Source organism: Fructobacillus cardui, assembly GCF_963580785.1.
GTDB classification, from domain to species: domain Bacteria; phylum Bacillota; class Bacilli; order Lactobacillales; family Lactobacillaceae; genus Fructobacillus; species Fructobacillus cardui.
Genome location: NZ_CAUZLS010000004.1, coordinates 62,836 through 77,652 on the forward strand (window position 1 = coordinate 62,836; position 14,817 = coordinate 77,652).

A 14,817-nucleotide genomic window follows, 5' to 3' on the forward strand; every position below is an offset into this window, starting at 1 on the left:
ATGAATTTAAATGTCAAAGAAATTCGTGAATTGATGGCAGACTTGGAAAAGTCTACCCTGCGCGATGTTTACATCCAAGATGGTGAATTTTCATTGCACTTGTCTAAGAACGAACAGGTTCAAGGCGGTAGCACACCAGCGCCAGTAGCGCCAAGTGCACCCGCAGCGCAACCTGTTGTGAACCAAGAGCCAGCAGCCCAGGCCTCTGCGCCTGAAGTAGCTGCACCAGCAGCTGCCGGAAAAGAAATCAAGGCACCAATGGTCGGAACGGTGTATCTCCAACCAAAGCCAGGTGAATCAAACTTTAAGAATGTTGGCGACCACGTCGAGAAGGGCGAAACGGTTGCTATCATTGAAGCCATGAAGTTGATGACTGAAATCAAGTCAGACGTTTCTGGTACCATTGCTGAAGTTTTGGTTGATAACGAAGAAGTGGTTGATTTTGATAAGCCACTTTACCGTGTCACAACTGATTAAGAGATTAGACGGCTATTTCGGCCGATCGTCTTGTCCAAGCATTGCTTGGATATACATAGACAGCTAAAAGGAGAAGAGCTATGACCCAATTGAACACAAAGGAAATTCAAGAAATTCTTCCACATCGTTACCCAATGTTGATGTTGGACACGGTTGAGGAATTAGTACCTGGTGAGCGCTGCGTGGCTATCAAGAACATTTCAATTAACGAAGAAATTTTCCAAGGACACTTCCCTGGTAACCCAACTTTCCCAGGTGCTTTGACCGTTGAGGCATTGGCCCAAGCTGGTGCTGTTGCTTTGCTTTCAATGCCTGAGTTCAAGGGTAAGACAGCTTACTTTGGTGGTATCAAGAAGGCTCGCTACCGTCAAATGGTTCGTCCTGGTGACCAATTGCGCTTAGAGGTCGTTTTGGATCGTTTGCGTGGCCCTGTTGGTTCAGGAAAAGGAATTGCCTGGGTGAATGGTAAGAAGGCTACAACCGCTGAATTGACATTTATTGTTGGAGATTAAGATGTTTAAAAAAGTATTGGTAGCCAATCGTGGTGAAATCGCCGTGCGGATTATCCGGACGTTGAAGGAAATGAGTATCCAAACGGTTGCGATTTATTCAACGGCTGACAAGGATTCTTTGCACGTTCAAGTAGCAGACGAGGCCATCTGTGTTGGTGGCCCAAAGCCTGCTGATTCTTACCTAAACATGAAAAATGTTGTGACAGCAGCCCTATTAACGGGTGCTGAAGCAATTCACCCAGGTTATGGGTTCTTATCAGAAAACGCCCTATTTGCCGAAATGGTCGGCGATGTCAACATTAAGTGGATTGGCCCTCGTCCTGAAACAATCGATTTGATGGGAAACAAGGAACACGCTCGAGCAGAAATGACCAAGGCAGGCGTTCCGGTAATTCCTGGTTCTGATGGCTATATTCATAACGTCGACGAAGCCATTGAAGTTTCGAAAAAGACGGGATTCCCATTGTTGCTGAAGGCTGCTGCCGGTGGTGGTGGTAAGGGAATGCGCTTTGTTTACTCAGAAGGTGAGCTAGCAGAAAACTTTATCAACGCTCAAAGCGAAGCTCAGTTGTCATATGGTGATGACCATATGTACATCGAAAAGGTGATGACGGATGTCCGCCATATCGAAATGCAGGTGATTCGTGATCAATTTGGCAACGTGATTTGCTTGCCAGAACGAAACTGTTCTTTGCAACGTCGGAACCAAAAGGTGATGGAAGAATCACCAGCCGCTTCCGTGACACCAACAATGCGTGAAGAGCTGATGGACATTGTCACAAAGGCCGTGAATGCGATTGACTATGAAAATACTGGAACGATTGAATTCCTTCAAGACCAAGAAGGTAAGTTCTACTTCATGGAAATGAACACTCGAATTCAGGTTGAGCACCCAGTCACTGAAATGGTGACAGGCTTGGATTTGGTTCGCTTGCAGGTTGAAGTTGCTGCCGGTGAAGAATTGAAGTTAAAGCAAGCTGACGTTCAAATCAGCGGTCACGCCGTTGAAATGCGGTTGACGGCTGAAAAACCAGAAGCTAATTTTGCCCCTAGTGCTGGAAAAGTTGACTTTGTCTTCTTGCCAACTGGTGGACCAGGGGTTCGAATCGATTCAGCCCTTTACAATGGCGACACCATCCAGCCGTTCTATGATTCAATGATTGCGAAGCTGATTGCCCATGATGAAACGCGTGGGGAAGCCTTAGCAAAATTGGAACGAATGGTGGATGAAACTTCCTTAGTTGGTGTTTCTACATCACAGACTTTCCAAAAGGCCATGTTGCTGGATGAAAACGTCTTAACAGATAACTTTGGAACGAAGTATCTTGAAGATACATTTATGCCAAAGTGGGAAGAAAAACTGGCTGAACAAGCTGGTGAATAAATTTCTTGACGAAAGCCGCCTTTGAGCGGCTTTCACTTGCTTAAGAAACTTTAGGCCCAAACAGTGATGAGGGGGAAAGGGCAGAGCCCAAAATAATATGGATTTATTTAATTCAAAAAAACCTGAACAAAATAAGATTAAGGTGACCGATGCCATTAAGGATCGGATTCCTGATGGCCTCTTTCTGGCTTGCCCATACTGTGGCGAACAGATTTACAACAAGGAACTGGGACCATACCGCGTTTGTCCAAAGTGTAATTACGGTTTCCGTTTGCAGGCGCACGAACGGGTTGCTCTGTTAACGGAAGACTTTGTCGAGATGAACGCTGACTTGACGATTGATCATTCTGATTTCCCTGGCTATGAGGAAAAATTAGCCCGGGCTAAGAAGCAAACTGAGATGAACGAGTCTGTTTTGACTGGGACGGCCACGATTGAAGGCGAAAAGGTTGCCCTGGGCATCATGGACGCTTACTTTATGATGGCCTCATTGGGTTCAATGACCGGCGAAAAGATTACCCGTCTCTTCGAGTATGCCACAGAAAACCGCTTGCCAGTCGTGATGTTTACGGCTTCTGGTGGGGCGCGAATGCAAGAAGGAATTAATTCCTTGATGCAGATGGCTAAGGTATCAGCGGCAGTTGCCGCCCATCAGGAAGCTGGCTTGTTGTACTTAGTTGTGCTGACCGATCCAACGACAGGTGGTGTGACTGCTTCCTTTGCAATGCAGGGTGACGTTACATTGGCTGAACCACACGCCCTGGTTGGTTTCGCTGGTGCTCGTGTGATTGAATCAACGATTCATGAAAAGTTACCAAAGGACTTCCAACGAGTAGAAACGCTCTTGGAAAACGGCTTTGTTGACAAGATTGTTCCTCGCCAAGACATGGCTGGCATGATTGCCAATATTGTGTCACTACATCAACAGGAGGCTGAATAATGTTCGAATTTATCAAGACATTGTTTAAAAAAGAAATCGATCCAGCTGAAGTGGTGAAGAAGTCCCGCGAAGACCGCTTTATGGCACGCGAATTAATCAATGGCATCTTTGACGATTTCATTGAGTTACATGGCGACCGCCTTTATGGCGATGACAAATCAGTTATTGGTGGTTTGGCACGATTAAACGGCCAGCCCGTTACTGTGATTGCCATTGATAAGGGAACGGATATCAACGATAAGTTGTCTAAGCGAAACGGGTCACCTCAGCCTTGGGGCTACCGGAAGGCGCAACGATTGATGGAACAAGCAGCAAAGTTCCACCGTCCAATTGTGACCTTTATCAATACACCTGGTGCCTTTCCTGGTAAGGACGCTGAAGCCTTGGGCCAAGGGGAAGCAATTGCTCAGTCAATTTTAAAGTCAATGAAGTTGCCAGTTCCAATCATCTCCATTATCTATGGTGAAGGTGGTTCCGGTGGTGCCTTGGCCTTGGGCACAGCTGACCAAGTGTGGATGTTTGAAAATGCCACATATTCAATTTTGTCACCCGAAGGCTTTGCTTCTATTTTGTGGAAGGATGCCAAGCGATCAAATGAAGCTGCTGGCATCATGGGCTTGACGGCTGCTGATTTGCTGAAGGAAAATGTGATTGACCTGGTGATTCCAGAAGGTCATAATCATGGCAAGATTTTTAACGGCATGAAGGAAAAGTTGTCGAGTGAAATTCAGGAATTGCAGACACTATCTGACGATGAGTTGATTCAACAACGGCGGAAGCGTTTTCGGGCTTTCTAAATAAAAAATAAAACGCCTGTAATGGGAAATTTGTCGCGAGAAAGAGAAGCGATATTTAATTTCTGGTTACGGCGTTTTTTTATGTAAACTAACCAGCTTGGTACTATCAGTACTGGGCTTTTTTACTGAATTATTCTTGGCTCACCCAGCGACTAAATCAATCGTGTACCGCATTATTAAAATATAGACCAAATAATCAGAAGGACAATTTTTGTCCTAAATATTAAATTAGAATACATCTTCATTAAAAGTAATTAAAAAGAAATGCAATTAAAATATAAAAATAAAAATGTTATTATTTTCCCTAAAGGGAGACTGAGCTATGAACAAAAAACAAACATACAAATTATATAAGGCTAAGAAATTATGGGTAACAGCTTTAGTGGGTGTTAGTATGGTGGCCGTAGAAGGCGCTCTTCAGCAGGCTCAAGCCGATGATGTTTCTAGTTCTCAAACAATAGAAAAAACAACAGATACAAATGAGTCCACAAGTCAACAAAGTCAGACTGCTAGTTCACAGATAACAAATAATCAGAGCACAGATAGTCAAAGCTCGGTTGCGCAGGGACTAAAGCCTCAGAGTACTGCTGCGCAAGGACTAAATTCGACAAGCACTAATAATCAAAGTGTCGCATCACAAAGCGCCAGTACACAACAAACGTCAGTTAGTGCTAGTGGCCAAAGCAAGCAGCAAACGGCGACGTCACAGGAGGCAACGACTGCTCAAAATCAGAGCCAGGCTGCAAATAATACAAGCAGTTCGACAGCCAATAACAATCAGTCACAAAGTACCAGCACTGAAAGTGCCACGCAATCACAAAGTACCAGCACTAGTAGCGCTACTCAGTCACAAAGCCAAAAAACTGGAAGCACCACTGATACAACCAGTGGCAGCAATCAAGGCAGTCAAAGTCAAGCTACAGAACAAACACTGAATTTGCGCCAAGCGACGGATTCTGCAACGAGTAATGCTGCCTTATTGGGTGCTAATTTGACTCAAGGCACAACCCAACCGGTAACCAATGATCATTTGTCAGTGACAGTTACTAAGGATAATTTTTTGAAGTGGTTTAAAATCAATGGCGCGGCAACCTATGATACTAATACAAACACTGCTATTTTAACGACTAATAAGGATTTCGTTGAAGGTAATATTACTCTTAATACCAAAATTAACGCTAATGATGCTTTCGTGTTGAACGGAAAGATTAACCTAGGTAACAAGTTGCAACGTGCTCAGGGCGGTGACGGGATTGGAATTGCCTTTCACCATGGATCTGTTGGGCAAATTGGTTCTGTGGGTGGCGGAATTAGTGTCATGGGGCTGCCAACCTCAACTGGCTTTATTTTTGATACCTGGACACTTAATGCTGGTGACCACAGGGATGGTAAGGGTGACTCTTATGTTTCCGGCTTCCACAGCGATGTTGACCAAACTGGACAAGATAGTAATTTTCGCTACGATGGCGGCTTTTTAGACTTGGATCCTGCCAAATACAATGTAGCAGGTCAGGACATACCATTTACGGTAACCTATGACGGAAATGGACATATGGGACTGAATTACCTGGGCCAAACATTTACTATTCCGGTGACCGATTTCCAAGATCCATTAGCACTATCAATTGGAGCATCAACTGGAATAGCTACCAACTTGCAAACTGTTTCGGTTGATTCATTTACTTTTGACCCAGCACAGAATAACACAATTTCGCGAACAATCAACTATGTTGATAAAAGTGGCAATAAGATTGCCTCATCAACCGTCCAGTCGGCCATTTATCGCCGTCAGGGAACGTTAGTCAATGGTCAACCAACGTATACGGATTGGCAGCTGGCCAGTGGAGCTAATAGTAATAACTTTGCTGCAGTAACGGCACCAACCATTGCTGGCTATACCATTGAAGGCAGTCAACCAACTTATTTTGACTCAACGACGGTTAATAATGATTCTGGTCAACTTGTCTATAACGTTGTTTATGATAAAATTCTTGGCCAGACGACACTGAACGTCCAAGACAGCACGATTGTTGCTGGTCCTAGGGTACAATGGTTCGCTAGCCAAAACTTTTTGAGTGCTGTGGATCAAAATGGCTCAGCTGTTGATTTGAGTAAAGTTCAGGTTAGTGGTTCGGTGAAGACTACGGACCCAGGAATCTACCCAATTACCTATACTTATACCGATACAAGTGGCAAGACTGTTACAAAGACGGCCAATGTCACCGTGGTGCAAGAAAAGAGTAGTTTGGTGGCCAAGAGTAGCACAATCTTTGTCAACTCGAAGTGGAATACAAGTGACAACGTTGTCAGTGCTACTGATGAAAACGGCAACGTACTTGATTTGAGTAAGGTCCAAGTTTCGGGCAGTGTTGACACCAGCGCACCGGGAGTATATCCGCTTACCTATAGCTACACGGATGCTAGCGGTAATCCATATTCGCAGCCAGTGACTGTGACGGTTATTAATAATCAGAGCGCTTTGACTGTTAAAGATAGCACTATTTTTGTTAATGACAGTTGGAAACCAGCTGATAATGTAACGGCTGCTAAGGACGAATATGGCAATCCAGTCGATATTAGTAAAATCAGTGTTTCTGGGGATGTCGATACCAGCAAGCTTGGCGTTTACCCAGTTACCTATAGCTATACGGATGGTCAAGGAAAGTCCTTCAACGTAGTCGCAAATGTTACCGTTGAAGATAATCAGACACAGCTACAAGCGAAAAACAGTACTTTAATTGCCGGACTAAAGACAACATGGCAGCCAAGCGATAATTTGCAAACGGGGATTGATGCCGATGGCAAGCCACTGTCAATTGACCAAGTCCAGGTTTCTGGCAGCGTAAATACGCAAAAGCCTGGTACTTACCAAGTCACATATAGCTATACTGATCAGCAAAGGCACTATCATAGTACTCCTGCTACAATCACCGTGTTGGCTAGCCAAGGAAGTATTAATGCTGCTGATAGTACGATTGTTGCCGGCCCTACGGCTCAGTGGTCAGCAAAAGATAATTTCTTGACTGCTACTGATGAACACGGTAATTCGGTTGATTTTTCTCAAGTTCAAACGTCGGGAACAGTTGACGCCAAAACGCCAGGGGTTTATCCAATCACTTATACTTACACGGATAGCCAGGGGACTCCTTTTACAAAGACAATTAATGTGACGGTTGTTGCCAGCAAAGGTGGTGTGGCAGCTAAAGATACTACCTTGATTGCTGGGCCAAATACAAAGTGGACTCCTGCAGACAACTTCTCAGGTGCAACGGATGCAACTGGTCAACCTGTAGACTTTAGCAAAGTTACCGTTACCGGTAATGTTGATACCACAAAGCCTGGAACCTACCCAATCACTTATTCTTATACAGATGGTAGTGGTAATGTCTATACTCAAAAAGTAACGGTCACTGTTTCAGGGGATGATACGTCAACATCCAATACAAATCAGGGTTCAGGAACAACGACAAGTAGTAATGGTCACGTGACAAATCAGGATTCAGGAACGAATACAGCTAATGTGGTTCCTAGTCAGGTTAATGTGTCTGACTATTTGGTAAATGCTACACCAAAAACACCAAGTGTATTACCACAAACAGGTAAGCATCAAATACGTTCGAATAATCTAGAAGCGCTTGCAATAGGAATGATTTCGGCAACCTTTGGACTGATTTTACTGATGAAGCGCAACAAGAAAAACGGAATTGACTGATACTCGATGAAGTTTTTGCTATAATAGAAGCTGAGGGGTTTTCCTCGGCTTTTTGTTTTGGGCTCGTCTTGGAATTCGACAGGCTGTTACGAGCATTAGCTGCATTCCGCCATCCGGGCGTAAAGCGGGCAGACATTTAACTGCAAAAAACAATAACTCTTACGCTGTCGCTGCCTAAAAACCAGTGATTCGTAGCCAAGATTGTTAGGCTGACATGGTGGTCTTGGTTTAATAAATGGTCAGATCGGCTTAATGGTGATGCCTGCACGGTTAAGTTTAAATCAATTAGGTTCCCAGTCAGAGTCAAGTTCTGGACAATGACTGCTTTGGCTGTGGTATTAATCATTGCCCTATGAATGTAGACGCTAGTGTGGCGGTCGGCTTGGACAGGGGTTCGACTCCCCTCGAGTCCATTGGTAATATCAGGAGACGTCAAGAGGCGTCAAAAATCCCAGTCTTAAGCTATTTTGATTTTTTGGACGTCACTGAACGTCACTGACAATCAACAAAAGTAGCGGAAAAAGTAGAGGATAAAATAAACTTGCGTCCTAGCAATGTAACGGCCTTTGAGCCGTTTTTTATTTGCCAAAGTAGCGGAAAAATCGGATAGTCAGACCTGCGGTACTGATTTGGTACTTGAGACTGTCAACAAACTCAACGCTGAAACGTCTGCCAGTTGTGGCAGAAAGTGAAATCTCCCAATGCTGGTCAGGTTGTCCAGTAGTGGACAATGTACATAGTCAACGTTACTTTATATTTGCTGTGTGGTTGCATCCACGCACCTATTAACAACCGTGTTTGCAAGTACGCTGGTGCACCGAATCAGTGCGTCAGGTCTATGTGTATATCCTGTATAATTTCCTTAAAAGCATTTATGGGGGATGACATGAAGCAAAGGCACATAATCGGTCACTACTTTACTGGATATGCTGATTGGGCTTTAAAAGGGCTTGAATACCGGAAGCAGGAAGAGGGCGGACACTTTAGTAGTCGCTATGCGGAAGAAAACTATAACTTTTGGATAGAAGTACGAAGGGTGTTTGATGAATATACCGCCACGCTGTCCCCTGAAATTATCAAGATGGAGCACGATCATTATAAGTACCGTAAGCCATTTGGCGAGTGTTACAACATTGTAGCGCCTACTGCTAAGATCCAAGAGGTCAACAACGAACTGAACAGATTGGCCAAGTCGATAGAACAGCCAGAACGAATTAAACAGATTAACTAAAACAGCATCTTTTATAAATAAGCCATATAAAGCCCGTATGGGACTTTTTACTTGAAAACGATGAATTTCATGGATAGATAAGTAAAATGTCATATAACGTATAAAATGGACGCTTTTATTTATGTTTTTAGTGAAGGTACTCTCGAAAGTTTTTCTACCCAATCAATAGTTAAATTACTTTTAAACATTTTATTTAAAAGTTCTAATCAGTTAAAATGTGGCAAAATTAAAGAATGTATATTCATTCTTTGAAAGTTAGATGGTGAAAAAATGGTAGCAAGTATTGAAACAACCGTGAAGCAATGGGGAGATGCACAAATACGGGCTTTGGGATGGCAAAACATTGCTTCTGAAAATGAAAGTGTTGATCCACGCATTGATGAAACATTAAAAGGCAATTCATCAAAGTTAGGCGGTGAGGGCGGAGGAAGACCAGATTACACGGTTATTCTTTCTAATGGCGATAAAACCATTCCTGCTTTCATTGAGTATAAGGGATCAAAAGGGAAGTTAGAAAAGTTAGATAAACAAGAGTTAGTTGTTCTTCGTGGAAATGGCGGTGATTTTGATTATAAGAGCGCCATTTCAAAATATGCAGTTAATGGTGCTAGTTACTATGCTATGAATGCACTAAAGGGTACTGATTACCCAGAGGCATTAGCTATTGGTGTTAATGGAACTAAAGATAGTACCGGAATTGTTACTTATGAAATTAAGTGTTACGTCTTGAATCAGAAAGACCCCGAGCTACCAATCTATTTAGGTAGTTACAGTAATTTTGATTTTTTGAAAAATAACCCTACTGAAAAGCGCTACCTTTTTCAAAAGCTGGCAGACGTCCAACTAGATCCTCGGGAACTGGAACAAAGACTAATTCGTGATGACGCTAAAATTGAAGCTGTTTTGCAAGAATTAAATCAGAAGATTCATGATGAGCAACAGATTATCCCTAGTCAGCGAATCAACATTGTAGCGGGGTCTTTGATGGCCGCTGTTGGGGTACAAGACAGGCAGGGTGACTGGAAGATTACCCGACTAAATCCTAGTGATTTGACGGGGTCAATGGAAGAAGGCAATACTGACGGTGAAAAGATATTAACTAAGGTACGTAACTTCTTAAAAGAGCGTGACTTACCAGTGCCCAAGCAGAAGCAAATTTTAGATTATCTACAACCTAACTTCGTTAATAGTAACTTAAATAAAAAGTCAGCTAATGAACTACAAACACCGCTCAAAACCATTTACCAAGAGATTTATGACAAGTTAATTCCGATTTATGATGTTACGGGTATTAATGACTTTACTGGTAAGTTGTTTAATGTCATGAATGCTTGGGTCGATGTTCCCGATGGAGGAGCAAACGACGTTGTCTTAACACCAAGGTATATTACAAATTTCATGGCACAATTAGCACAGGTTAATCAGGATAGCTATGTTTGGGACTGGGCTCTTGGATCGGGTGGCTTTTTGATTTCTGCCATGAATATTATGATTGGGGACGCTCATATTAACTATGCCAATGACTTAACTAAACAATATGAAAAGATTGAAAATATCAAGACTAAGCAATTACTGGGTGTTGAGTTATTGCCTAATGTTTACATCTTGGCCGTCTTAAACATGATTCTCATGGGGGATGGATCTTCTAATATTGTTAACGATAATTCTTTAACTAGTTATGAAGGTAAGTACGCTTATAACGAAGACCCTTTCCCTGCTGATGTATTCTTGTTGAACCCTCCATACTCTGCCGAAGGAAACGGTATGATTTTTGTGGAGAAGGCTTTTAACAAGCAAAAAAAGGGCTTTGGTGCTGTGATTATTCAGGATAGTGCTGGAAGTGGTAAAGCTACTGAGATAAACAAACGTATTCTCAAAAATAATAAATTGAAGGCAAGTATCAAAATGCCAATTGACCTGTTCAAGGCCAGTGTGCAAACCTCGATTTATCTGTTTGAAGTCGGAAAGCCTCACAAGGCCGATGACAATGTTTATTTTATCGACTTACGAGAAGATGGCTATACAAGAACTAATCGTAAGAAGGCGAAAACAAATTTGTTTAATACCAATGATGCCAAGGGCCATTACCAAGAAGTCTTGGATATTATCTTAGATCGCTCTAAGAAAACAGATTATTTTACTGAGGGGGATAATTACTATAAAGACACTATTGACCCTGAAAGTGGTAAGGACTGGAACTATAACAAGAAGATTGATACCACACCAACCGAAGCAGACTTTAAGAAAACGGTTAGTGACTACTTAAGTTGGGAAGTCTCTCAAATTTTGAAAGGTGAAAACCAGGATTTTTAACAAGCCCTAATTCGGATATTGAGAAAAGAGTTAGGGCTAAGTATTCAAATGTCATAGAAACAGATTTTGTTATTTCTGACTTATTCATAAAGTTAAAACATAAGCGATTAAATTATAAAACTAAAGATCTTCCTAAACAGCCAACTGATTTGAACACACTACCAGCACTAACGGCAGGTATCCTTAATCAGGGATTAAATAATTATGTGCCAGAGGCTGGTGCTACTGTTTTTAAAAATGTAATATCGGTTTCTGCAAATGGTGCGAATACCGGTGCAATGTTCTACCAAACTCATCCCTTTACGGTACTACAAGATGCTTATGTTATTGATTTGATAGATGAATCAAAGCCTTCAGATATGGTTTATTTGTATCTTGTGGGTGCACTGCAGAAATCTATCAGGTTTAATTTTAGTTGGACAAATAAGGCTGGTTGGGAACGTATCAAGGGGGAAAAAATAACATTACCAGTTGATAAAAATGGCTTACTTGCTTTCGATTATATGGAGGCCTACATCAAGGAGCTTGAGGCTGAACGCATCAAGGAGCTTGAGGCTTACTTAATTGCTACTGGACTCAATAATTATGTTTTGAATGATGAAGAAAAGCGTGTATTAAATAAGTTTAGAGCGCATAATGCAGAGCAGAGCAGAGCAGAGCAGAGCAGAGCAGAGCAGAGCAGAGCAGAGCAGAGCAGAGCAGAGCAGAGCAGAGCAGAGCAGTAAGATTGAACAATGATTCTAATAATTCTAACAGTGATATTTTCTGGACTGAGTATAGGCTAGATTATTTATTTGACAATATTGTGCAAGGAAAACGACTTAGAAAGGATGATCAAGTAAAAGGTAACCTTCCGTTTGTTATGTCAGGTACAACTAATACAGGTATTTCTAAATTTATTGGGAACGATGTTAGGCAATTTCCAGCTAACAGCATAACTATTGATATTTTTGGATCTGCCTTTTATCGTCCTTATAAGTATGGAATGGGAGATGATACTGGTGCCTATTGGAATGAAAAAGTATCTGTAGATAAAATGACTATGTTATTTTATACAGCAAGCATAAATAAATCGTTGTATGGAATTTATGATTACGGACGTAAATTACGCAGTACGCGTGCAAAAAGTTTAGTAATACAATTACCAAAAAAAATAGAATCTAGGGAGCCTGATTACCGGTTAATGAGCATCTATATTAGAGCTATTGAAAAGCTGGTGATTCGTGGCGTAGTAAATTGGAAAGACAAACAGATTGAAGCGACAAGGGATGTTGTGAATTCTGACTAGTCAAAAATATATTTTAGGTCATGCCAAAATAGGTATGGCTTTTTTTGTTTGGTTTATAAATCGCCTATATAAGGTGATTTGAGCGTTTTTATTTATCGTTAGTATAAGTTGACGTAAAACGAATTAAAACGTTAGATACCCCCGCCCCTGTTCGTTTGATGAAGAGAGCACATACATATCGTCGCCTTATGTAAAAATTCAATTTTTAAAATTTTAAGGTAGGTTAACTTGTGATATTGACCAGAGTAAATACCCATCGGTTCCAAATAGGTATTGCCGAGCACTGCAAGCTTACTTGACTTATGTGTCTGGTTATAAGCGACGTAGTAGGCATAGGATTGGGAGGCGTTGAAATCAATGGTGCCATCGGCGGTGGCTTGGTTGAGGGAAACGCCATCGGTAAAAGTTTTGATGGTGATTTTTAATCCCGCCCTCTTGGCTGCATCGGACTTGGCGATGTATTGCCAGGCCTTGGCATCGGAATCAACGGCACCAACAGTAATATTTTTACTGTTTTTATCTTGGGCGGAAGCGTGGAAGAAAGAAAAGGCGGCCAGCAGAGCCAGGATTAAAATCACGAAACTGGTGATAAACTTTGATTTTCTAGACATTTATTCACTCCTTGTTGGGTTCAACGAACTGATTTTTCAATGAAATCAGTGGTAGCGCATGCCACCATCAATCAAAATTGATTGACCGGTGATGTAATTGGCTTGGTCGGATGCCAAAAAGGAAACGATATCGGCCACATCTTCTGATGTGGCGGCCCGTCCCAAAGCGATTTCATCAATCACGCTTTGTCGCTGTGCCGCGGGAGTGTTTCCTTCGATACTGGTTGTTTTAGTATTGATGTAGTCACGTAAGGGGAATCACGATGCCAGGATCATAGGCATTAACCGTGATATGATCCTTGGTTAATTCCTTCGCCGCCGATTGACCAAGTCCGCGAATTGCAAACTTTGAAGCCGAATAGGCACTTTGCAGGGTAGAGCTTTCCGGACGCCAGGGAAGCGGCATTGATAATTTTGCCCCCGTGTCCCTGAAGTTGGAATTGGCTAGCTGCTGCTTGGATGCCCCAGTAGGTGCCCTTGAGGTTGACGTCGAAGAGCCGCTCGACTTCCCTTGGGTCACTGTCAACAATCGTTTCGATATAGGCGACGCCGGCATTATTAACGAAAACATCAATCTCACCCAGGTCTTGAACGACTTGGTGGTGGAGGGCGAAAACTTGGTCGCACTGGGCAACATCTAGAACATAGGCTTTAGCGTTAGCGACCTGATTTTGGTTGATCTCGGCCGCCGTTTTTTCGGCTGTTTGTTGGTTAATTTCGGCCACGCCAACCTTGAAGTTTTCCTGTGCCAGTCGCTTGGCAATCGCAGCGCCGATACCGTGGTCGGTCCCGTGATAATGGCAACTCTTTGACTCATCTTGTCCTCCTGACTGGCCACTGAGGGTCATCCAAATTTGCTAGCTGAGCTGGGGGTGATTTTTTGGTGTCAGCGTTTTCTGGGTTGGCTTTTTATTAGTTTCTTAGACAACATGTCGAACATCCAGGTCAGAAGTGATCCCTTGGTCTAATATTTCGGCGGACCACTTTTTGGCTGAGAATAGGGAGTGGTCCTTGTAGTTACCACAGCTAAACTTGTCCGTGCCCTGAACGTCTTGCCATTCGATGGTATCTCTGATTTCTGCTAAAGATTCTTTGAGGGCAATGGCAACGTCCTCCGTTGATGGCTTACCCCAGGTAATCAAGTGGAAACCAGTCCGGCAACCAAATGGGGAACAGTCGATGACACTGGCTAAGTGGTCGCGCAAAAGGCCATCGAGGAGGTGTTCAATCGTGTGCAGTCCGGCCGTGGGGATAGCATTTTCGTTTGGCTGGACCAAGCGTACATCAAAATTAGAAATCATGTCGCCCTGGTTGCCATGTTCGGCGGCAATCAAACGAACGTAAGGGGCCTTAACTGCTGTGTGATCTAATGTAAAACTTTCAACTTCTGCCATTGTTTTTTCTCCTTTGATAAAACGGGACTTCTTAGTATTTGTTGCTGTTTTGGATACAGGACAATAAAAAAATCCAGTAGTCACAAAAGACTACGGGACGATTCAATCGTGTTACCACCCGGATTCTGGCTAGCATCGCTGCTAGTCACTTAACAAGT

13 protein-coding genes, 1 other RNA gene, 1 pseudogene and 1 other annotated feature (1 of these 16 only partly in view) are annotated in these 14,817 nt (G+C 42.7%); of the genes and pseudogenes, 11 read left to right on the plus strand and 4 right to left on the minus strand.

Annotated elements, in window-relative coordinates; translation table 11 throughout:
• From accB to AABI20_RS04780, 11 genes are all read left to right on the plus strand, one after another.
• Positions 1-477 (plus strand): acetyl-CoA carboxylase biotin carboxyl carrier protein, encoded by a 477-nt coding sequence (gene accB / locus AABI20_RS04730; RefSeq protein ID WP_047974610.1) that lies wholly within the window; start codon positions 1-3, stop codon positions 475-477.
• A gap of 80 nt (positions 478-557) precedes the next feature.
• Entirely contained in the window at positions 558-989 is a 432-nt protein-coding gene (gene fabZ, locus AABI20_RS04735) for a 3-hydroxyacyl-ACP dehydratase FabZ (protein ID WP_047974611.1), read from the plus strand.
• Position 990: 1 nt separating this feature from the next.
• On the plus strand, positions 991-2,373 hold the full coding sequence (locus AABI20_RS04740) for an acetyl-CoA carboxylase biotin carboxylase subunit (protein WP_047974612.1): 1,383 nt from the start codon (positions 991-993) through the stop codon (positions 2,371-2,373).
• 97 nt (positions 2,374-2,470) lie between these two features.
• Entirely contained in the window at positions 2,471-3,313 is an 843-nt protein-coding gene (accD, locus tag AABI20_RS04745; RefSeq protein WP_047974613.1) for an acetyl-CoA carboxylase, carboxyltransferase subunit beta, read from the plus strand.
• Positions 3,313-4,110 (plus strand): carboxyltransferase subunit alpha, encoded by a 798-nt coding sequence (accA, locus tag AABI20_RS04750; RefSeq protein WP_338346916.1) that lies wholly within the window; start codon positions 3,313-3,315, stop codon positions 4,108-4,110. The genes accD and accA overlap by 1 nt, the downstream gene beginning before the upstream one ends.
• 322 nt (positions 4,111-4,432) lie before the next feature.
• Complete coding sequence (locus AABI20_RS04755; RefSeq protein WP_338346917.1) at positions 4,433-7,822, plus strand: bacterial Ig-like domain-containing protein; 3,390 nt, start codon at positions 4,433-4,435, stop codon at positions 7,820-7,822.
• Positions 7,823-7,881: 59 nt separating this feature from the next.
• Positions 7,882-8,238, plus strand: a transfer-messenger RNA (tmRNA) gene (gene ssrA / locus AABI20_RS04760).
• A gap of 470 nt (positions 8,239-8,708) precedes the next feature.
• Positions 8,709-9,053 carry a hypothetical protein gene (locus AABI20_RS04765; RefSeq protein ID WP_338346918.1) on the plus strand — a complete coding sequence of 115 codons (345 nt, stop codon included), beginning with the start codon at positions 8,709-8,711 and terminating at the stop codon, positions 9,051-9,053.
• A 270-nt stretch (positions 9,054-9,323) separates the two neighbouring features.
• Positions 9,324-11,366, plus strand: a complete 2,043-nt coding sequence (locus AABI20_RS04770) for an N-6 DNA methylase (RefSeq protein ID WP_338346920.1) — start codon at positions 9,324-9,326, stop codon at positions 11,364-11,366.
• 86 nt (positions 11,367-11,452) lie between these two features.
• Positions 11,453-12,091, plus strand: coding sequence for a restriction endonuclease subunit S (locus AABI20_RS04775; protein ID WP_479680649.1), 639 nt, complete (start codon positions 11,453-11,455; stop codon positions 12,089-12,091).
• 2 nt (positions 12,092-12,093) lie between these two features.
• Entirely contained in the window at positions 12,094-12,654 is a 561-nt protein-coding gene (locus AABI20_RS04780; protein WP_338346921.1) for a restriction endonuclease subunit S, read from the plus strand.
• Positions 12,655-12,785: 131 nt separating this feature from the next.
• Here the strand turns inward: AABI20_RS04780 and AABI20_RS04785 are convergent, their stop codons facing one another.
• The 4 genes and pseudogenes from AABI20_RS04785 to AABI20_RS04800 all read right to left on the minus strand — a co-directional run bounded on the left by AABI20_RS04785 (position 12,786) and on the right by AABI20_RS04800 (position 14,659).
• A complete protein-coding gene (locus AABI20_RS04785; RefSeq protein WP_338346922.1) occupies positions 12,786-13,265 on the minus strand; it encodes a MetQ/NlpA family ABC transporter substrate-binding protein in 480 nt (159 codons plus the stop codon).
• A gap of 45 nt (positions 13,266-13,310) precedes the next feature.
• Positions 13,311-13,448, minus strand: a complete 138-nt coding sequence (locus AABI20_RS04790; protein WP_338346923.1) for an SDR family oxidoreductase — start codon at positions 13,446-13,448, stop codon at positions 13,311-13,313.
• A 61-nt stretch (positions 13,449-13,509) separates the two neighbouring features.
• A pseudogene (locus AABI20_RS04795) lies at positions 13,510-14,113 on the minus strand (SDR family NAD(P)-dependent oxidoreductase).
• 72 nt (positions 14,114-14,185) lie between these two features.
• Positions 14,186-14,659, minus strand: a complete 474-nt coding sequence (locus AABI20_RS04800; protein WP_338346927.1) for an S-ribosylhomocysteine lyase — start codon at positions 14,657-14,659, stop codon at positions 14,186-14,188.
• Between the two features lie 90 nt (positions 14,660-14,749).
• Positions 14,750-14,817: a binding site (T-box leader), on the minus strand; it runs 184 nt beyond the window's last position.

Excerpts from the sequence above, each read along its gene's own strand:
- AABI20_RS04755 (WP_338346917.1), top strand. The coding sequence starts at position 4,433 with ATGAACAAAAAACAAACATACAAATTATATAAGGCTAAGAAATTATGG.
- accA (WP_338346916.1), top strand. The coding sequence starts at position 3,313 with ATGTTCGAATTTATCAAGACATTGTTTAAAAAAGAAATCGATCCAGCT.
- AABI20_RS04740 (WP_047974612.1), top strand. The coding sequence starts at position 991 with ATGTTTAAAAAAGTATTGGTAGCCAATCGTGGTGAAATCGCCGTGCGG.
- AABI20_RS04785 (WP_338346922.1), bottom strand. The coding sequence starts at position 13,265 with ATGTCTAGAAAATCAAAGTTTATCACCAGTTTCGTGATTTTAATCCTG.
- fabZ (WP_047974611.1), top strand. The coding sequence starts at position 558 with ATGACCCAATTGAACACAAAGGAAATTCAAGAAATTCTTCCACATCGT.
- AABI20_RS04800 (WP_338346927.1), bottom strand. The coding sequence starts at position 14,659 with ATGGCAGAAGTTGAAAGTTTTACATTAGATCACACAGCAGTTAAGGCC.
- AABI20_RS04765 (WP_338346918.1), top strand. The coding sequence starts at position 8,709 with ATGAAGCAAAGGCACATAATCGGTCACTACTTTACTGGATATGCTGAT.
- accB (WP_047974610.1), top strand. The coding sequence starts at position 1 with ATGAATTTAAATGTCAAAGAAATTCGTGAATTGATGGCAGACTTGGAA.
- accD (WP_047974613.1), top strand. The coding sequence starts at position 2,471 with ATGGATTTATTTAATTCAAAAAAACCTGAACAAAATAAGATTAAGGTG.
- AABI20_RS04770 (WP_338346920.1), top strand. The coding sequence starts at position 9,324 with ATGGTAGCAAGTATTGAAACAACCGTGAAGCAATGGGGAGATGCACAA.